Raw genomic sequence first — 17188 nt, 5'->3', positions numbered from 1 at the left:
CTTGGTCGTTATAACTCCCCATATAGCTGATCGGTATTTATAGATTTATATAAATACCGGTAGGTTATATCCAGCAAGGTCATTATTTAAGAACTGTGCCATGGCACTTAAATTGCCTTAAAACATATGTGCCTTATTGTTACAGCGGTGCGTTCTATTAAGTAATTCTTTATCCGCGGGGAGCTGAACGCTATTCGCCATGAGTGCCATTGAATCTGCATTTTTGAATCTGGCTTACCCTCCGCGGCTCGATCTGGGGCCGCAGCTTACGCATGAACAATTGCTCAGCTCGATGCAGTCGACCATGGCGCGTCACAAGGGCGGGCCAGTCTGGTTGTTCGCTTATGGTTCGCTGATCTGGCGCCCTGAATGTGCGGCGGTGGAACGCGTGCGCGGTCGAGTGCATGGCTACCATCGCGGCTTGTACCTGTGGTCCCACGAACATCGCGGCACGCCGGAAGTCCCTGGCTTGGTCTTTGGCCTGGATCGCGGCGGGTCTTGCAGCGGCTTTGCTTATCGTTTGCCCGAAGAACAATTGGACGCCTCGCTTTATGCGCTTTGGCAGCGCGAAATGCCCTTTCCATCCTATCGCCCACACTGGCTCAACTGCCGTCTCGAAGACGGAAGCCAGGTTCAGGCATTGGGGTTTGTATTGGAGCGGCACTTGCCCAGCTATGCCGGCAACTTGCCAGATCATGTGCTGAGCCACGTGTTCGAAAACGCTTGCGGGCGTTACGGCACCACTCGCGATTATGTCGAGCAGACCGCCAACGCCCTGCGTAGCCACGCCATGCCAGACCGGAATCTGGAGGCGCGGCTCAAGCGCTGCAAATCAAAGGCTGATCAGGCGATCGCTTCTTCGCGGGTCTGACTGGCGATTTGCTTGTGCCCCAGCGTGGGGGCCAGGAATGCCATTGCCAGCAAGCAGGCGGCTACCAACAGGATGAAGCCGCCATCCCAACCGAAATAGTCCACGGTGTAGCCCATCAGCGCACTCGCCGCGACTGACCCGCCCAAGTAACCGAACAGACCGGTAAAGCCCGCGGCGGTACCGGCGGCCTTCTTCGGCACCAGTTCCAGCGCTTGCAAGCCCACCAGCATTACCGGACCGTAGATCAGGAAGCCGATCGCGAACAGCGAGATCATGTCGACCATCGGGTTGCCCGGTGGATTCAGCCAGTACACGATCGTCGCAACGGTTACCAATGCCATGAACACCATGCCGGTCAGGCCACGGTTGCCACGGAAAACCTTGTCCGACATCCAGCCGCACAGCAACGTGCCCGGAATGCCGGCCCACTCATAGAGGAAATACGCCCACGAACTCTTGTCGAAGTCGAAGTGCTTGACCTCTTTAAGGTAAGTCGGTGCCCAGTCCAGGATGCCGTAGCGCAGCAAGTAGACGAAGACGTTGGCCAGGGCGATGAACCAGAGCATTTTGTTGCGCAGCACGTATTTGACGAAGATGTCCTTGGCGCTGAATTCTTCTTCGTGGCTGGCGTCGTAGCCTTCCGGGTAGTCGTTCTTGTACTTCTCGATCGGCGGCAGGCCGGTCGATTGCGGCGTGTCGCGCATCACGATGAATGCAAAGACGGCGACCAGCAGCGCCACGGCGGCCGGGACGTAGAACTTGCTGTGCCAGTCGTTGAACCAGCCCATGCCGAGAATCGCCAGCGGGCCGATCAAACCACCGCCGACGTTATGCGCGGTGTTCCAGACCGATACCACCTGACCGCGTTCTTTCTGTGACCACCAGTGCACCATGGTGCGGCCACTTGGCGGCCAACCCATGCCTTGCGCCCAGCCGTTGATGAACAACAAGATGAACATCATGGTCACGCTCGACGTCGCCCACGGTGCGAAACCGAACACGAACATCACCCCGGCAGAGACCACCAGGCCGAAGGGCAGGAAGTAACGCGGGTTGGAGCGGTCGGACACGATGCCCATCAGAAACTTGGACAGACCGTAGGCGATGGCAATCGCCGACATGGCCACACCCAGTTGACCCTTCGAATAGCCTTGGGCAATCAGATCGGGGAACGCCAGGGTGAAGTTCTTGCGCAGCAGGTAGTAACCCGCATACCCGATGAAAATCCCGGCGAAGATCTGCCAGCGAAGGCGTTTATAGGTGTCGTCTATTTTTTCTTCAGGCAATGGAGCCTGATGTGCGGCAGGACGAAAGAAAGCAAACATTCAAGAGCTCCAGATTTCTTGTTTTGACTGCGGATGCGAATGTTACAGTTTCGTTACCGAAAATAGCACCGGTTCGCATCGACCAAACAGCGGAAATATGGGAGATCGTGTGTTCCTTTATGAACATGTCGCACAGGTATAAGTGAAGGGCGTTGTGGGAAACGTCCCGAGTGGTCATTGATGACGCATTTCAGTCCCGGGTAGGACGGGGCTTTGGGAAATGTCCTTCGACCGAACAGGAAGTCGCGGCGTTCTGTTTCGGGCCGCTGGGTCTTAACCTTTGTGCTGGTGTCGGGATTGGCATTTCAGTGGTGAAGGGGAGGGACTATGCGGTGGTTGGTGTTTGTACTGTGGGTGGTTGGGGCCGTGGGTGCCTGGGCAGGGGAGGTGTTTTTGATCCCTGAAAACAATCCGAAGCCGATTTACCCGAGAGAGCTGTTCAGGGCCGGGGTCACGGGGGAAGTCAGGGTCAGATTCATCGTATATGCCGATGGTGCGGTCAACAACGTGAGCATTCTGCAAAGCGACCATCCCGATCTGGCTGAAGCGGCCCGGAAGGCGATCACGCAGTGGCGCTTCAAGCCGTGGACGGTCGAAGGCGACATACCTGCTGAACAGGAAGTGACGGCCCCAATGGTTTTCAGATTGGATCTGGATACGCCCATTCACACTAACAAGTGGCTCAAGCAATTGAGGTGCCGTGACATCAATGAGGCGTTGGCCGATTTTCCGGAGTACGCGTGGGTTGATTCAGCGGTGTTTGACTACACGCGTGCTTATTTGTCGAACGTGATTTATACGACGCAGTTACAGAATGAGGAGCGCCTGGCATTGATTGCCAAGCTCAATAAGCGCGTGCCGAAAATTGTCAGGGATTGTCGGGCGAGTCCGGTTCGCAAGTACATGAGCTTGCTGCCGGAAGATATCCGGAAATTGATTTAGCCCAACGCAAAAAAAGCGGCCCGGACAATCCGGACCGCTTCTTCAGGCTCAGCGAACCTGTACCACCACTTTCCCGACCGCCTTGCGCTGGCCAAGATCATTGATCGCCTGCGCCGCATTGCTCAGCGGATACACCTGCGACACCAACGGCTTCAACTTGCCCTCGGCAAACCAGACAAACAATTGCTGGAAGTTCGCCGCGTTGTCCTGCGGCTGACGTTGGGCAAACGAACCCCAGAACACGCCGACCACTGCCGCGCCCTTGAGCAGCGCCAGGTTCACCGGCAGTTCCGGAATGCGTCCACTGGCGAAACCGACCACCAGCAAGCGGCCATTCCAGGCGATGGCGCGGATGGCCTGGTCGAACAGATCGCCACCCACCGGGTCGTAGATCACGTCGGCGCCCTGGCCGTCGGTCAGGCGTTTGATTTCGTCCTTGAGGCTGGTTTCGCTGTAGTTGATCAGTTCATCGGCGCCGGCCGCCTTGGCCACGGCCAGTTTTTCGGCGCTGCTGGCGGCGGCGATCACGCGGGCGCCCATGGCTTTGCCGATTTCCACGGCGGCCAGGCCAACACCGCCGGAAGCGCCGAGCACCAGCAGTGTTTCACCCGGTTGCAGATTGGCCCGTTGCTTGAGTGCGTGCATCGAGGTGCCGTAGGTCATGCTGAATGCCGCGGCAGTGTTGAAGTCCATCGAGGGCGGGATCGGCAGCACGTTGTAGCCCGGCACGGCGACCTGTTCGGCGAAACTGCCCCAGCCGGTCAGGGCCATGACCCGGTCACCGACCTTGAGGTGGCTGACCTTTTCACCCACCGCACTGACCACGCCGGCCGCTTCGCCACCCGGGGAAAACGGGAAGGGCGGCTTGAACTGATATTTGCCCTCGATGATCAGCGTGTCCGGGAAATTCACCCCGGCGGCATGCACGTCCAGCAGGATTTCATTCTTCTTCGCGACAGGACTGGCGACGTCTTCCAGCACCAGCGATTCGGCGGGGCCGAAGGCTTTGCACAGCACGGCTTTCATCAGGGCTATTCCTTTGTGAGTGATGGCCGATAAGTGTAGGTGTGTGAGTCGATGGGTCAACGAGCATGCCCGACCCTGATAGCCAGCCATAAGCTTGTGCTTGAGCGGCGGGTCGTTATGCTAGGCCGCAAACCGGATAAGGAGCGAATTGTGAAAGCGTGGATCATGTTGTTGCTGGCCCTCTCTCTGCCCGTGGCAGCGATGGCCGAAGAAGCCAAAGAAGGTGAAGCTCCGAAGGTCAATTACATCACCCTGAGCCCGCCGTTCGTGGGCAACTATGGGCTGGACGGTACGCCGAAGCTCAAGGTCTACAAGGCCGATGTGGCCTTGCGCGTGACCGGTGACGAGGCGACCAAGGCGGTGAAGGCCAATGAGCCGTTGATCCGTAATCAGCTGGTGGCGTTGTTTGCCCAGCAGACGACCGAAGCGATGAGCAACGTTGAAGCCAAGGAAAAGCTGCGTCAGGAAGCCTTGAAGCAGACTCAGCAAGTGATGAACGACGAAACCGGCAAGCCGGTGGTTGAGGATTTGTTGTTCAACAACCTGATCATCCAGTAAGTCTCTCGCTGCCCGGGCCGGCTTCTTCGCGAGCAAGCCCGCTCCCACAGGACCTGCACAGAACCCTGTGGGCACCGGCTTGCCCGCGATTCAAGACGCCAGGCTCTTGCGAAACCGCATCAGCGCAACGCTAAAAAACAGCAGGCCAATGGCGCTCAATGCCAGCAAGTCCGGCCACACCACATTGATACCCGCGTCGCGAAACAGGATCGCGGCACTCAGGCTGACGAAGTGGGTCGATGGCGAGCCCTGCATGACCCATTGCAGCCATTGCGGCATGCTGTCGAGCGGCGTACTGCCGCCGGAGAGCAGCAACATCGGGATGATCACCGGAATCGCCAGCAGGCCGAATTGCGGTGTCGAGCGGGCGAGGGTCGCGAGGAATATTCCCAGCGCTGTGCTGGCGAACAGATAAACGGCTGTCACCAGCAAGAACAGGGTCATGGAACCGGCCAGCGGCACGCCGAGTGCACCTTTGACGATCACCTCCAGCGACACCCAGGTGCACAGCACCACCACCAGCATGTTGCTCCAGATTTTCGCCAGCATGATTTCAAGCGCCGTTAGGGGCAGCACCAGCAAATGGTCGAGGGTGCCGTGTTCGCGCTCACGCAGCAACGCTGTGCCGGTCAGGATGATGGCGAGGATGGTGATGTTGTTGACGATTTGAATCACCGCCAGGAACCAGCCGCCCTCCAGGTTGGTATTGAACAGCGCTCGGGTGGTCAACAGCACGGGGGCTTTGCTCGCCGCATCGCCCTGGCCACTGTAGGTCAGCAATTCGCGCTGGAAAATCCGTCCGATGTAGCCCGCCCCCATGAATGCCTGGCTCATGGCGGTGGCGTCGACGTTCACCTGCACCGCCGGCTGGCGGCCAGCCAACAGATCCGCCTGGAAATTCGCCGGGACATTGATCACGAAAGTGAATCGCCCGCTGTCCAGCACGTCGTCCAGTTGTTCATAGGGCAGCGAGACCGGCGGCTGGAATTCCGGCGGCTGCAGGGCTTGCGCCAATTGTCGTGACAGGTGGCTGTGATCTTCATCGACCATGGCCACGCTGGCGTTGTGCACGCCGATCACCGAGCCGGCGGCCGGCATGTAGATCGCGACGGTGAAGGCATAGAACAGGAACAGCAGCAACACGCTGTCGTGTCGCAGGCTTGTGAGTTCCTTGAGGCCAAGACGCAGGATGTGCGCAAGCTTGTGCATCAGGCCTCCTGCTTTTTCAGCATGGCCAGGCTAAGGCCGGTAAACCCCAGGAAGAACCCGAACAGTGCCAGGCATTGCGGCCACAACTGTCGGATGTCCAAGGCCTTGGTAAACGTGCCAACGGCAATATCGAGGAAGTAACCCGCCGGAAACAGCATCCCCATGACCGCGGCCGCGCCATCAAGGGACGAGCGCGGCACGATCAAGCCGGAAAACTGAATGGTCGGAAGACTGGTAATGATCATGGTGCCGAGAATGGCGGCAATCTGGGTTCGGGTGAACGCTGAAATCAACAGGCCCATGCTGGTGGTCGCCAGCACGTAGAGCAGCCCGCCGAAGGCCAGGGTCAGGGCGCTGCCTTTGAAGGGCACGCCGAACAACCAGCGATTCATGGCTGTCAGGATGGCGAGGTTGATCAGGCTGATGGCCAGATACGGCGCTTGTTTACCTAACAGGAACTCCAGTCGCGTCAGCGGTGTGGCGTAGAAGTTGGTGATCGAGCCCAGTTCTTTCTCCCGCACGATGCCCAGTGCCGTCAGCATGGCCGGGATGAACGCCAGGATCAGCGCCATCACGCCGGGACCGATGGCGTTGACGCTGACGACATCCTGGTTGTAACGGAAGCGGGTTTCAAGTTTGGCTGCCGCTTGTCGGTTCAGTGCGGGACTGGACTGCTCGGCCAACTGCACCAGGTTGGCCTGGTGTACCGCTTCCACGTAATTGCGGCTGGTTTCGGCACGAAACGGCATACCGCCATCGAACCAGGCCGCGACAGCCGGTTGGCGACCGGCGAACAGGTCCCGGCCGAATCCAGGCGGGATCTCTAGCGCTAGTTTGATTTCCGAGCGTTGTAATCGTCGATGCAATTGCGCTGCATCGCGGATGGGCGGTTGTTCATCGAAATAACGGGAGCTGCGAAAAGCCTCCAGATACGCCCGGCTTTGTGGGGTCTGGTCCTGGTCGTAAACCGCGAAGGCGAGTTTTTCCACATCCAGGGAAATGCCGTAGCCGAAGATCACCATCATGAACATCGCCCCGAGCAGGGCAAAGGCCATGCGCACTTTATCGCGCAGCAACTCCTTGCTTTCACGACTCGCCAGCGCCCGCAACCGTCCAAAACTGAAGCGGCGATCTTGCATTGGGGCGGCCGACGCGAGCGTCGTGTCGATGGGTGCTGGCGGCGCTGCTGCCGCGATCGGGCCTTGGGCCTGCTCGAGGCAGGTGACGAACGCCGCCTCCAGTGTCTGGCCTTTGAACTGCCGTTGCAGGGCTGCCGGGGTGTCGCAGGCCAGGACCTTGCCGGCGTGCATCAGCGAGATGCGGTCGCAGCGTTGGGCTTCGTTCATGAAATGTGTGGACAGGAAAATCGTCACGCCCTGTTCGCGGGACAATTCGATCAGCAGCCGCCAGAAATCATCCCGTGCGGCCGGGTCGACGCCGGAGGTCGGTTCGTCGAGGATTAGCACTTCCGGGCGATGCAGCACCGCCACCGCCAGCGATAACCGTTGGCGCAGGCCCAGTGGCAGTGCTCCGGACGGCTGATGAGCGACGCTGCCCAGGTTGAAGCGCTGGATCAACTCGTCGATGCGTTGCGCGCTCTCGGCCTTGGGCAAATCGAACAACCGGGCGTGCAAATCCAGATTCTGCCGCACGCTGAGCTCGCCATAGAGCGAGAAGCTCTGGGACATGAACCCGACGCGCTTGCGGGTGGCCAGATCCTTGGCGTTCACTGGATTGCCCAGCAGCGTGGCGCTGCCTTCGCTGGCCGGGATCAGCCCGGTGAGCACTTTCATGGTGGTGGTTTTGCCGCAGCCATTGGAGCCCAGAAACCCGAAGATCTCGCCGCGGCCGATGGCGAAGCTAACCTTGTCCACCGCCGTGAAATCGCCGAAGCGCAGGGTCAGGTCATGGGCTTCGATGGCAATGTCGGCCGTGGCGTTGGTCCGGGCAGGGATCACCAGCGGCTGGTTGTCACGGCCGGTGTCGCCCTGAAAGTGGGTAAAGGCTTCATCGAGCTTGCCGCTGGGGGTCGTCGCCGCGAGATCGCGGGTCAAACCGGCGGCGATCAGTTTGCCGCCATCGAGCATCAGGCAGTGTTCGAATTGCTCGGCCTCTTCCATGTAGGCGGTGGCAACCAGCAGCGTCAATTGCGGGCGTTGACGGCGGACGTCATCAATCAACTCCCAGAAGCGCCGCCGGGACAACGGATCGACACCGGTGGTCGGTTCATCGAGGATCAGCAGGTCGGGTTCATGAATCAGCGCACAACAGAGGCCGAGCTTCTGTTTCATCCCGCCCGATAACTTGCCCGCCGGGCGCTCGGCAAATCGCAGGAGATCGGTGGCGAGCAGCAGACTTTGCATGCGCTGATCGCATTCGGCCCCGGACAGCCCGAACAAGGTGGCGAAGAAGTGAATGTTCTCGCTGATCGACAGCTCGGGATACAGGTTGCCGCCCAGGCCTTGAGGCATGAACGCGATTCGCGAGTAGAGGCTGTTACGGTGGCGGCGGTCCTTGATCGAGCCGCCGAGCACGTCCAGTTGGCCGTCTTGCAGCGTCTTCACGCCGGCGATCAATCCCAACAGGCTGGATTTCCCCGCGCCGTCCGGACCGATCAACCCGCACCGGGTGCCGGCAGGCAGGCTGAACGTGATGTCGGTCAGCACCTGCTGTTGGCCGTAACGGTGCTGAAGGCCTTCGGCATGCAGCGCCAGGCCGGTCATTGAAGATTGGCCGGCCAGCCAATGGGCGCGGTGCGCACGTAGCCGTTACCGGGCATTCCCGGTTTGGCCTGGGGCACGCTGCTGGGTTGGGTCAGGCGTAGCTTGACCCGAAACACCAGTTTCTGACGTTCGTCGCGGGTCTCGACTTCTTTGGGTGTGAACTGCGATTTGGCTGCCACGAAGCTGATTTTTGCCGGCAACGGCTGGCCGGGCAGGGCGTCCAGCAGGATCCGCGCTTCATCACCGACCGCCAGGCGTCCGACGACGGATGCGGCGAGATAGAGGTTCATGTACTGATCGTTGGGATCAATCAGCAACAATACCCGCCCACCGGCACCGAGGACTTCGCCGGGTTCGGCCATGCGCAGCTGAATCACCCCGTCAATGGGCGCCCGCAGGCTGCTGTCGTCAATTTCGCTGGTCAACTGAGCGACTTGTGCCTGTGCCGCGCCAATGGCTGCGCCGACGGCGGACACCTGCGCACGGGCGGCGGTGACGGCCGCGTTGCCGGTGTCGAAGCGCGACTGCTGTTGATCGATGATCTGGCCACTGGAGAAACCGCGCTTGAACAATTCCTGGGAGCGGTTGAGCTCTTGGTGGGCAAGCCGTTGCTCGCTCTGGCGCAGTTGCACATTGGCCTGGGCTGCATTGAGGTTTTCCCGGGCGCGTATCACTTCGGCTTCAGCTTGGTTGCGCTGGGCTTCAAGGGTCCGGGTGTCCATGCGTGCCAGCAGTTGACCCTTGGTAACCTTGTCGCCTTCATCCACCAGGACTTCGGCCAGCCGGCCGGGTGTTTTGCTGGCGATCTGCACTTCAGTGGCTTCAAGTCGACCATTACCGACATACAACCCTTCGGGCAGTCGGCTAAGGGTCGACTTCCAATAACCAAACCCCCCAGCGGCCAGCAGCAAAGCTCCCAGTAAAAAGGCGAAAAAAAGTGAAGAGCGGCTGTGAATCGACATGTTGGCATCCTGCGTCTGTAGCGTCGTAGTCTGACAGGCAAGCGGCGGGCCGACTTGATATCTGTCAACTGGGTGTCACGCCTGACCGATCCAGGTCAGAGCGGCGGGCAGTGCAGCTTTTTTCAGCGCAGGCCCAGCACCGCAGACCATTGCTCGGCGGTAACGGGCATCACCGACAGTCGCGAGCCTTTCTGCACCAGCGGCATCTCGGCCAACGCCGTCTGCTGCTTCAAATAATCCAACTTCAACACCTTGGCAAACGTCTCGACATGCGCAACATCAATCGCGCTCCAGGCGTTTTTCTCTGGCGTGGCCTTTGGATCGTAGTAATGACTTTCCGGCTCCAGCGCCGTTGGGTCCGGATACGCCGCTTCAACAATCTTTCCGATTCCGGCAATCCCGGGCTCCGGGCAGCTGGAGTGATAGAAGAAAAACTCATCGCCCACGGCCATCGCCCGCAAAAAGTTACGCGCCTGATAGTTGCGAACCCCGTCCCAGCGCGCTTTGCCAAGCTTCGCCAGGTCTTTGATCGAGAGTTCATCGGGCTCGGATTTCATTAGCCAATAGGCCATGGTTTTTGCTCCTTGCGAGGTGAGTGGGCAAGTTGTCGGGCAATTTTATGACAAACCGACAGTCGGTTGACGCCAGCGTTTGCGTGTCAGTTCACGTTGTCGCAAAATGCCGGCCTTCTAAGCTTGACGCTGCTGCACGGCCTACACCTACAACGGAAACCGCTGCTGTCATCGTGTTGATGTGCCTTTGGGGGGCAATCGATGAAACGCAAACCGGATTTACTATGGATTTTGGTTATTTTGTTTGGCCTCGGCGTCGTGACCACCGGCTATGCCCAAAGCCTGTGGAACAACAAGACTGACGCGCCAATTGAAATTGCACAGCAACAACAGCCGTCGGCCTTCAAGCGCTGAGCCTGTCTTTCGGACGCCGCTGACTCCAGTGGCGTCTAGCCTGCGAAATACCACGCCTTGTCGGTAACCGTTCCTTGCAACGGTACATCCCAGCTCGCCTGAGCCAAACGTTCCACTTTCTGACATTCATGGGCCAGGCCCAGCAGCGTCGGTTTGCGCCAGTTTTTTCTGCGCGCCAGGTAGGCGAGACTTCGATCGTAGAAACCGCCGCCCATTCCCAGGCGGCCGCCGACGTCGTCAAATCCCACCAATGGCAACAACACCAGGTCCAGCGCCCAGACTTTGCGCTGGCGGGCGAGGTTGTGCCGGGGTTCGAGAATACGAAAGCGGTTGGGTTTGAGTTTTTCGCCGGGACGGATCCGCTGGAACACCATTTTGGTCCGCGGCCAGGCACTGAGCACCGGTAGATACGTTGCCTTGCCTCGACGCTGAGCGGCACGCAGCAAAACACGCGGGTCGATTTCACCGTCGGTGGGCAGATAAAGAGAAATGTGTTTTGCCCGGCGGAACAGCGGTTGCTGAGCCAATTGCTTGTAGAGCCCACGAGCCGCCTGGCGTTGCTGACTGGGGGTCAGTGCGCGGCGGGCCTTGCGCAGCATGCGTCGAAGTTGCGGGCGGGGCAGCAGCGCAGGTTCGGTCATGGATTCAGGCTTCGACAGGACGGATACGTAAAGCGTACCCGTAAAAAAGCCGATGCCGGTATTTAAACCGGCATCGGACTGGAATCAGGCTCCCCGGATGAACCGCTGCTGACTTAGCCCTTGAACCCGAAAGTTCAAGGTGGAAGATGCAGTAGGCTTTAAGGCTTTCCGTCTAGCGGACATGCACACCAGCCCAACGTGCAGCCTCCAGGGTAGTGCGAATCGGCTCAGGGACGTGGTCAACTGGCAAGCACCCCAGGGAGTGATGCGAGTATACCCCAAGCGGTTTCGTGTTTCAGCCCTTGGTGACGTCCGGATCGGTGGCGAGCACCAGATCGACGCGATCCAGCAGGTCGCGAACCTGCTCGCGAGTCGAGCCGCTGGCCTGCACATCCGGGCGTTCTTCCTTGTGCAGAAGATCGTGCGTGATGTTCAGCGCTGCCATCACGGCGATGCGGTCGGCACCGATGACTTTGCCGCTGCTGCGGATTTCGCGCATCTTCCCGTCCAGGTAACGGGCGGCGCTCACCAGGTTGCTGCGCTCTTCCTGGGGGCAGATGATCGAATACTCTTTATCGAGGATCTGCACGGTAACGCTATTGCTTGAACTCATGAGTCTTGCTCCAGGGCCTTGAGGCGCGAAATCATTGATTCGACCTTACGCCGGGCGATTTCGTTCTTTTCAATGAGGTGAGCGCGTTCCTCGCGCCAGGTTTTTTCCTGAGCTAATAGGAGTCCGTTTTGACTCTTAAGTTGCTCGACTCGACTAATTAGCAGTTCGAGTCTGGCCATCAGCGCTTGCAGGTCGGTGTCTTCCATTATGTCCACTGGGCTCGTGTCTGATGGGGAGGTAACGGGCGGACAGCCTTTAATAGTCTTGGCGAGTCTGTCGATGTAGGATACAAGGCCTTCATTCTAGACATAGCGCCGTCTGGCGCCTAGCTGCCCATGCCCATTCAGAATTCCCCGTACCAAGCCTTCGCCACCCTGCTGACTTCCAGCGGTCATAACGTCTCGCCTGCCGAACTGCATGGCCTGCTGCTCGGCCGCAGTTGCGCCGGTGCCGGCTTCAATGCAGAAGAGTGGTTGATCGATGCCGCCGAGCTGCTCGAAACCGAGCCCCAGGATAATGTCCGCAACGCCTTGATCGGCTTGCAGGAGATGGTCAAGGGCGAGCTCACCGGCGACGACGTCACCGTGGTTCTGTTGCTGCCGACCGATGACGCACCACTGGCTGACCGTGCCGCGGCACTGGGCCAATGGTGCCAGGGCTTCCTCAGCGGTTTCGGCCTGAACTGCCGTGACAGCAGCATGCTGAGCACCGAAGCCACCGAAGTGTTGCAGGATCTGGCCGCCATTTCCCAGGTGCAAGACGCCCTGGAAGAGTCCGAAGACGGCGAAAGCGACTACATGGAAGTCATGGAGTACCTGCGCGTCGCGCCGCTGCTGCTGTTCACCGAAACCAAGAAACCTGCCGAGCCGGCCGCCGCCAAACCGTCGCTGCATTAATCGTTTGCCAGGGAACGCCATCTGCCCATGATTCATATCCCGAAATCGGAATACAGCCGTCGCCGCAAGGCCCTGATGGCGCAGATGGAACCCAACAGTATCGCGATCCTGCCCGCCGCCGCGGTGGCCATTCGCAACCGTGACGTCGAGCACGTTTACCGCCAGGACAGCGATTTCCAGTACCTGAGCGGTTTCCCCGAACCGCAAGCCGTCATCGTGCTGATGCCCGGTCGCGAACATGGCGAGTACATTCTGTTCTGCCGTGAACGCAACGCCGAGCGCGAACTGTGGGACGGCCTGCGCGCCGGCCAGGAAGGCGCGATCCGCGACTTCGGCGCCGACGACGCGTTTCCCATCACCGACATCGACGACATCCTGCCGGGCCTGATCGAAGGTCGCGACCGGGTGTATTCGGCCATGGGCAGCAACCCGGAATTTGACCGGCACCTGATGGAGTGGATCAACGTGATCCGCTCTAAAGCGCACCTCGGCGCCCAGCCGCCGAACGAATACGTTGCCCTGGATCATCTGCTGCACGACATGCGCCTGTATAAATCGGCGGCAGAAGTGAAAGTGATGCGCGAAGCCGCGCGGATTTCCGCTCAGGCGCATATCCGGGCGATGCAGGCCAGTCGGGCCGGGCTGCATGAGTTCAGCCTCGAAGCCGAACTCGATTACGAGTTCCGCAAGGGCGGGGCGAAGATGCCGGCCTACGGTTCGATCGTCGCCGCCGGGCGCAACAGCTGCATCCTGCATTACCAGCAGAATGACGCCGTGCTCAAGGACGGCGACCTGGTGTTGATCGATGCCGGTTGCGAGATCGACTGCTACGCCAGCGACATCACCCGCACCTGGCCGGTCAACGGCAAGTATTCAGCGGAGCAGAAAGCGATTTACGAACTGGTGCTGGCGTCGCAAGAAGCCGCCTTCGCCGAAATCGCCCCGAACAAACACTGGAATCAGGCGCACGAAGCCACGGTCCGGGTGATTACCACCGGTCTGGTGAAGTTGGGCCTGTTGCAGGGCGCCGTCGACGAGTTGATCGCCAGCGAAGCCTATAAAGCGTTTTACATGCATCGCGCCGGCCATTGGCTGGGCATGGATGTGCATGACGTCGGCGAATACAAGGTCGGCGGCGAATGGCGGGTGCTGGAAGTCGGCATGGCGCTCACTGTGGAGCCGGGCATCTACATTGCCCCGGACAACCAGAACGTAGCGAAGAAATGGCGCGGCATTGGCGTGCGCATCGAGGACGACGTGGTGGTCACCAAAAACGGTTGTGAAATCCTGACCCAAGGCGTGCCGAAAACGGTCGCCGAGATCGAGGCCTTGATGGCCGCCGCGCGGACACAAGCCGCATGAGTCGAGTCAATCTAGCCATTATCGGTGGTGGTCTGGTGGGCGCCAGCCTTGCATTGGCGTTGCAGGCCGGGGCCAAGGCGCGCGGCTGGAAGATCGTGCTGATCGAACCGTTTGCCCCCGGCGATACGTATCAGCCGAGCTATGACGCTCGTTCTTCGGCGCTGTCCTACGGTGCCAAACAGATTTATCAACGGTTGGGCGTGTGGCAGGAAATCTCCCGCCGCGCCGAGCCGATCAAGCAGATTCATGTCTCCGACCGTGGACGTTTTTCCACCGCACGTTTGTCAGCGATGGAAGAGGGCGTTCCGGCGCTGGGGTATGTGGTGGAAAACGCCTGGCTCGGCCAATGCCTCTGGCAGGGCCTGGACAAGGATGTGATCAGTAGGCGCTGCCCGGCGGAAGTTACGCGCATGGAGCCGCTGACCGATGGTTATCGCCTGACCCTCAACGATGAAACCACTCTCGAATGCGACCTTGCAGTGCTCGCTGATGGCGGCCGATCCGGCCTGCGCGAGCAATTGGGCATCGGCATCAAAAAGCGTCCGTACAACCAGAGTGCGCTGATCGCCAACATAACCCCGAGCGAAGCCCACAACGGCATGGCCTTCGAGCGCTTCACCGACGACGGCCCGATGGCGTTGTTGCCGCTGCCGGACAACCGCTGCGCCCTGGTCTGGACCCGATTGGGGATGGACGCGCAACGACTGGCGGCGTTGGATGAACGCAGCTTCCTCAGCGAGTTGCAGGGCGTGTTCGGTTATCGCCTTGGCACCTTGAAACAGGTGGGCGCGCGGCATCTGTACCCGTTGACGTTGATCGAAGCCGAAGAGCAAGTGCGTTCGCACCTGGCGATTCTTGGCAACGCCGCCCACAGCCTGCACCCGATTGCCGGCCAGGGTTTCAACCTGTCGCTGCGCGATGCCCAGGCCTTGGCCGATGCGCTGCTGGCAAGCGACACATCGCCCGGTGACTTCGCGACCTTGCAGGCTTATCGCGAGCGTCAGCGCATGGATCAGAACCTGACCGTGGGGTTCTCCGATCAGGTGACCCGTTTGTTCGGCAGCACGCAGCCACTGGTTTCGCTGGGCCGCAACATTGGCCTGCTCGGTCTCGATCTGCTGCCGCCGGCCAAGCGCTGGTTCGCCCGGCAAGCCATGGGCCTGGGTACGCGTCCTGATGCTTAAGTGGCTGACTGACACATTCGGCAAAGCGCGGTTGATGCGTTGGTTCATGTCGTTCTACCCGCCGTACCTCGGCGCCGGGGTTCGGGTGCGACACATCAGCGATGACTTCCGGGACATTCAAGTGTCCATGGGCCTGAGTTGGTACAACCGCAATTACGTCGGTACCCAGTTTGGCGGCAGCCTGTATTCGATGGTCGACCCGTTCTACATGCTGATGCTGATGGAAAACCTCGGTCGCCGGTTCATCGTCTGGGACAAGGCCGCTGACATCGATTTCATCGCGCCAGGTAAAGGCCCGGTGTTTGCCCGCTTCAGCATCGACGAGACCTTGCTCGACGAGATCCGCCGACAGACGGCGAATGGCGAAAAATACCTGCCGCAGTTGCAGGTCGATATTCATGACGGTGCCGGCGCCCTGGTGGCGCGGGTGCAGAAAACCCTTTACGTGCGGCTCAAACCGCAAGCGAGACAGGCTTAAAGCATGGAAATGCGCGCAGATCTGCTGATTGTCGGGGCCGGAATGGTCGGCAGCGCCCTGGCGCTGGCGTTGCAGGACAGCGGGCTGGAAGTTCTGCTGCTGGACGGCAGTCCGATGAGCGTCAAACCCTTCGATGCCCAGGCGCCGTTCGAACCTCGGGTGAGCGCCTTGTCGGCGGCCAGCCAGCGAATTCTTGAGCGCCTGGGCGTGTGGGAAGGCATCGCCGACCGGCGCAGCAGCCCATACACCGAGATGCAGGTCTGGGACGGCAGCGGCACCGGGCAGATCCGTTTCTCGGCCGCCAGTGTGCATGCCGACGTGCTGGGCCATATCGTCGAGAACCGCGTGGTTCAGGATGCCTTGCTGGATCGTCTGCACGACTGCGACCTCGGGATGCTGGCCAATGCGCGCCTGGAGCAGATGCGCCGCTCCGGCGATGACTGGCTGCTGACCCTGGCCGATGGCCGTACCTTGCGTGCGCCCCTGGTGATTGCGGCGGATGGCGCCAACTCGGCGGTCCGGCGCCTGACCGGCGTGGCGACGCGCGAGTGGGACTATCTGCACCATGCGATCGTTACCAGCGTGCGCAGCTCCAAACCTCATCAAATGACCGCGTGGCAGCGCTTCACCGACAACGGTCCATTGGCGTTTCTGCCGTTGGAGCGCGATGGTCAGCAAGATTGGTGTTCGATCGTCTGGTCGACCACGCCGAGCGAAGCCGAACGGCTGATGGCGCTGGACGATGGCGGTTTCTGTCTCGAATTGGAACGTGCCTTTGAAGGCCGGCTCGGCACGGTACTCAGCGCCGACCCGCGTCTGTGCGTGCCACTGCGCCAGCGCCATGCCAAGCGTTATGTGGCAGAAGGCCTGGCGCTGATCGGCGATGCGGCGCACACCATCCATCCGCTGGCCGGGCAGGGCGTCAACCTCGGTTTCCTCGATGCCGCCGTGCTGGCCGAAGTGTTGCTGCAGGCGGCGGAGCGCGGTGAGCGGTTGGCGGATGTGAAGGTGCTCAGTCGTTACGAGCGTCGGCGCATGCCGCACAACCTGGCGCTGATGGCGGCGATGGAAGGCTTTGAGCGTTTGTTCCAGGCGGATCCGTTGCCGGTGCGCTGGTTGCGTAATGCCGGGTTGAAGATGGTCGACCAGATGCCGGAAGCCAAGGCGTTGTTTGTGCGGGAAGCGCTGGGGTTGATTGGGGATTTGCCAGCGTTGGCCAAGGCCTGACATCTTCGTTGTGGCTGATGCCTCATCGCGAGCAGGCTCGCTCCCACAAGGGCTCAGTTCATCACACATTATTTGTGAACGCTGGAGATCCCTGTGGGAGCGAGCCTGCTCGCGATGAGGCCGGAACATTCACCGCAAATTCCAACGGTGCAACATCTGGTAACTCCTCCGCCAACTGATCGATTGAGATGGTAAATGTGAGTCCTTATCATTTGCCCTCACTTTTCCAATCGAGAGACCGCTCC

Annotated in this window: 18 protein-coding genes and 1 other RNA gene; 9 read left to right on the top strand and 10 right to left on the bottom strand. The window is 60.2% G+C overall.

The window, feature by feature from the left end; genetic code table 11:
• Positions 1-199: 199 nt before the first annotated feature.
• On the top strand, positions 200-871 hold the full coding sequence (locus ACA075_RS29175; RefSeq protein WP_497296574.1) for a gamma-glutamylcyclotransferase: 672 nt from the start codon (positions 200-202) through the stop codon (positions 869-871).
• Here ACA075_RS29175 and glpT read toward each other — a convergent pair.
• Positions 844-2196, bottom strand: coding sequence for a glycerol-3-phosphate transporter (gene glpT, locus ACA075_RS29170; protein WP_497296572.1), 1353 nt, complete (start codon positions 2194-2196; stop codon positions 844-846). The genes ACA075_RS29175 and glpT overlap by 28 nt on opposite strands.
• Before the next feature lie 327 nt (positions 2197-2523).
• Here glpT and ACA075_RS29165 point away from each other — a divergent pair, with 327 nt between their 5' ends.
• Entirely contained in the window at positions 2524-3138 is a 615-nt protein-coding gene (locus tag ACA075_RS29165) for an energy transducer TonB (protein WP_497296570.1), read from the top strand.
• A 48-nt stretch (positions 3139-3186) separates the two neighbouring features.
• Here the strand turns inward: ACA075_RS29165 and ACA075_RS29160 are convergent, their stop codons facing one another.
• Positions 3187-4164 (bottom strand): NADPH:quinone oxidoreductase family protein, encoded by a 978-nt coding sequence (locus tag ACA075_RS29160; RefSeq protein WP_497296569.1) that lies wholly within the window; start codon positions 4162-4164, stop codon positions 3187-3189.
• A 150-nt stretch (positions 4165-4314) separates the two neighbouring features.
• Between ACA075_RS29160 and ACA075_RS29155 the strand changes: the two genes are divergently transcribed.
• Positions 4315-4722 carry a flagellar basal body-associated protein FliL gene (locus tag ACA075_RS29155; RefSeq protein WP_109635761.1) on the top strand — a complete coding sequence of 136 codons (408 nt, stop codon included), beginning with the start codon at positions 4315-4317 and terminating at the stop codon, positions 4720-4722.
• A gap of 90 nt (positions 4723-4812) precedes the next feature.
• Here the strand turns inward: ACA075_RS29155 and ACA075_RS29150 are convergent, their stop codons facing one another.
• The 4 genes from ACA075_RS29150 to ACA075_RS29135 form a co-directional block, all read right to left on the bottom strand.
• Positions 4813-5931: an ABC transporter permease gene (locus ACA075_RS29150; RefSeq protein WP_497296567.1), complete on the bottom strand. Its 1119-nt coding sequence runs from the start codon at positions 5929-5931 to the stop codon at positions 4813-4815.
• Entirely contained in the window at positions 5931-8654 is a 2724-nt protein-coding gene (gene rbbA / locus ACA075_RS29145) for a ribosome-associated ATPase/putative transporter RbbA (RefSeq protein ID WP_497296566.1), read from the bottom strand. Before rbbA ends, ACA075_RS29150 begins: the two co-directional genes overlap by 1 nt.
• Positions 8651-9616, bottom strand: coding sequence for an HlyD family secretion protein (locus tag ACA075_RS29140; RefSeq protein WP_497296565.1), 966 nt, complete (start codon positions 9614-9616; stop codon positions 8651-8653). The genes rbbA and ACA075_RS29140 overlap by 4 nt, the downstream gene beginning before the upstream one ends.
• Positions 9617-9738: 122 nt before the next feature.
• A complete protein-coding gene (locus ACA075_RS29135) occupies positions 9739-10188 on the bottom strand; it encodes an EVE domain-containing protein (RefSeq protein ID WP_497296564.1) in 450 nt (149 codons plus the stop codon).
• Between the two features lie 201 nt (positions 10189-10389).
• Between ACA075_RS29135 and ACA075_RS29130 the strand changes: the two genes are divergently transcribed.
• A complete protein-coding gene (locus ACA075_RS29130) occupies positions 10390-10542 on the top strand; it encodes a hypothetical protein (protein ID WP_007942433.1) in 153 nt (50 codons plus the stop codon).
• Positions 10543-10577: 35 nt separating this feature from the next.
• Here the strand turns inward: ACA075_RS29130 and ACA075_RS29125 are convergent, their stop codons facing one another.
• The 4 genes from ACA075_RS29125 to ACA075_RS29110 all read right to left on the bottom strand — a co-directional run bounded on the left by ACA075_RS29125 (position 10578) and on the right by ACA075_RS29110 (position 12002).
• Positions 10578-11183 (bottom strand): 5-formyltetrahydrofolate cyclo-ligase, encoded by a 606-nt coding sequence (locus tag ACA075_RS29125; RefSeq protein WP_046045124.1) that lies wholly within the window; start codon positions 11181-11183, stop codon positions 10578-10580.
• An 86-nt stretch (positions 11184-11269) separates the two neighbouring features.
• A non-coding RNA gene (ssrS, locus tag ACA075_RS29120) (6S RNA) lies at positions 11270-11448 on the bottom strand.
• A gap of 30 nt (positions 11449-11478) precedes the next feature.
• Positions 11479-11796, bottom strand: coding sequence for a cell division protein ZapA (locus ACA075_RS29115; RefSeq protein ID WP_007942435.1), 318 nt, complete (start codon positions 11794-11796; stop codon positions 11479-11481).
• Complete coding sequence (locus ACA075_RS29110; protein WP_007942437.1) at positions 11793-12002, bottom strand: TIGR02449 family protein; 210 nt, start codon at positions 12000-12002, stop codon at positions 11793-11795. Before ACA075_RS29110 ends, ACA075_RS29115 begins: the two co-directional genes overlap by 4 nt.
• A gap of 129 nt (positions 12003-12131) precedes the next feature.
• Here ACA075_RS29110 and ACA075_RS29105 point away from each other — a divergent pair, with 129 nt between their 5' ends.
• Genes ACA075_RS29105 through ACA075_RS29085 form a run of 5 tightly spaced genes read left to right on the top strand, consistent with a single transcriptional unit; the run spans position 12132 to position 16943 of the window.
• Entirely contained in the window at positions 12132-12692 is a 561-nt protein-coding gene (locus ACA075_RS29105) for a YecA/YgfB family protein (protein WP_497296563.1), read from the top strand.
• Positions 12693-12719: 27 nt separating this feature from the next.
• A complete protein-coding gene (gene pepP / locus ACA075_RS29100) occupies positions 12720-14054 on the top strand; it encodes a Xaa-Pro aminopeptidase (protein ID WP_497296562.1) in 1335 nt (444 codons plus the stop codon).
• Positions 14051-15238 (top strand): 2-octaprenyl-6-methoxyphenyl hydroxylase, encoded by a 1188-nt coding sequence (gene ubiH, locus ACA075_RS29095; RefSeq protein ID WP_497296560.1) that lies wholly within the window; start codon positions 14051-14053, stop codon positions 15236-15238. Before pepP ends, ubiH begins: the two co-directional genes overlap by 4 nt.
• The gene (locus ACA075_RS29090) at positions 15231-15716 is read left to right on the top strand and encodes a DUF4442 domain-containing protein (RefSeq protein WP_497296559.1); all 486 of its coding nucleotides are present in this window, start codon (positions 15231-15233) and stop codon (positions 15714-15716) included. The genes ubiH and ACA075_RS29090 overlap by 8 nt, the downstream gene beginning before the upstream one ends.
• A 9-nt stretch (positions 15717-15725) precedes the next feature.
• Complete coding sequence (locus ACA075_RS29085; RefSeq protein WP_497299349.1) at positions 15726-16943, top strand: 2-octaprenyl-3-methyl-6-methoxy-1,4-benzoquinol hydroxylase; 1218 nt, start codon at positions 15726-15728, stop codon at positions 16941-16943.
• The last annotated feature ends 245 nt before the right edge of the window (positions 16944-17188 follow it).

This window comes from Pseudomonas sp. LBUM1663 (assembly GCF_059695905.1).
Note: the sequence above shows the minus strand (reverse complement) of the source record. Positions and strands in the feature narration are given on the sequence as shown.

Coding starts and splice junctions, on each gene's coding strand:
- ACA075_RS29175 (WP_497296574.1), top strand. CDS start 200: ATGAGTGCCATTGAATCTGCATTTTTGAATCTGGCTTACCCTCCGCGG.
- glpT (WP_497296572.1), bottom strand. CDS start 2,196: ATGTTTGCTTTCTTTCGTCCTGCCGCACATCAGGCTCCATTGCCTGAA.
- ACA075_RS29165 (WP_497296570.1), top strand. CDS start 2,524: ATGCGGTGGTTGGTGTTTGTACTGTGGGTGGTTGGGGCCGTGGGTGCC.
- ACA075_RS29160 (WP_497296569.1), bottom strand. CDS start 4,164: ATGAAAGCCGTGCTGTGCAAAGCCTTCGGCCCCGCCGAATCGCTGGTG.
- ACA075_RS29150 (WP_497296567.1), bottom strand. CDS start 5,931: ATGCACAAGCTTGCGCACATCCTGCGTCTTGGCCTCAAGGAACTCACA.
- rbbA (WP_497296566.1), bottom strand. CDS start 8,654: ATGACCGGCCTGGCGCTGCATGCCGAAGGCCTTCAGCACCGTTACGGC.
- ACA075_RS29140 (WP_497296565.1), bottom strand. CDS start 9,616: ATGTCGATTCACAGCCGCTCTTCACTTTTTTTCGCCTTTTTACTGGGA.
- ACA075_RS29135 (WP_497296564.1), bottom strand. CDS start 10,188: ATGGCCTATTGGCTAATGAAATCCGAGCCCGATGAACTCTCGATCAAA.
- ACA075_RS29130 (WP_007942433.1), top strand. CDS start 10,390: ATGAAACGCAAACCGGATTTACTATGGATTTTGGTTATTTTGTTTGGC.
- ACA075_RS29125 (WP_046045124.1), bottom strand. CDS start 11,183: ATGACCGAACCTGCGCTGCTGCCCCGCCCGCAACTTCGACGCATGCTG.
- ACA075_RS29115 (WP_007942435.1), bottom strand. CDS start 11,796: ATGAGTTCAAGCAATAGCGTTACCGTGCAGATCCTCGATAAAGAGTAT.
- ACA075_RS29110 (WP_007942437.1), bottom strand. CDS start 12,002: ATGGAAGACACCGACCTGCAAGCGCTGATGGCCAGACTCGAACTGCTA.
- ACA075_RS29105 (WP_497296563.1), top strand. CDS start 12,132: ATGCCCATTCAGAATTCCCCGTACCAAGCCTTCGCCACCCTGCTGACT.
- pepP (WP_497296562.1), top strand. CDS start 12,720: ATGATTCATATCCCGAAATCGGAATACAGCCGTCGCCGCAAGGCCCTG.
- ubiH (WP_497296560.1), top strand. CDS start 14,051: ATGAGTCGAGTCAATCTAGCCATTATCGGTGGTGGTCTGGTGGGCGCC.
- ACA075_RS29090 (WP_497296559.1), top strand. CDS start 15,231: ATGCTTAAGTGGCTGACTGACACATTCGGCAAAGCGCGGTTGATGCGT.
- ACA075_RS29085 (WP_497299349.1), top strand. CDS start 15,726: ATGCGCGCAGATCTGCTGATTGTCGGGGCCGGAATGGTCGGCAGCGCC.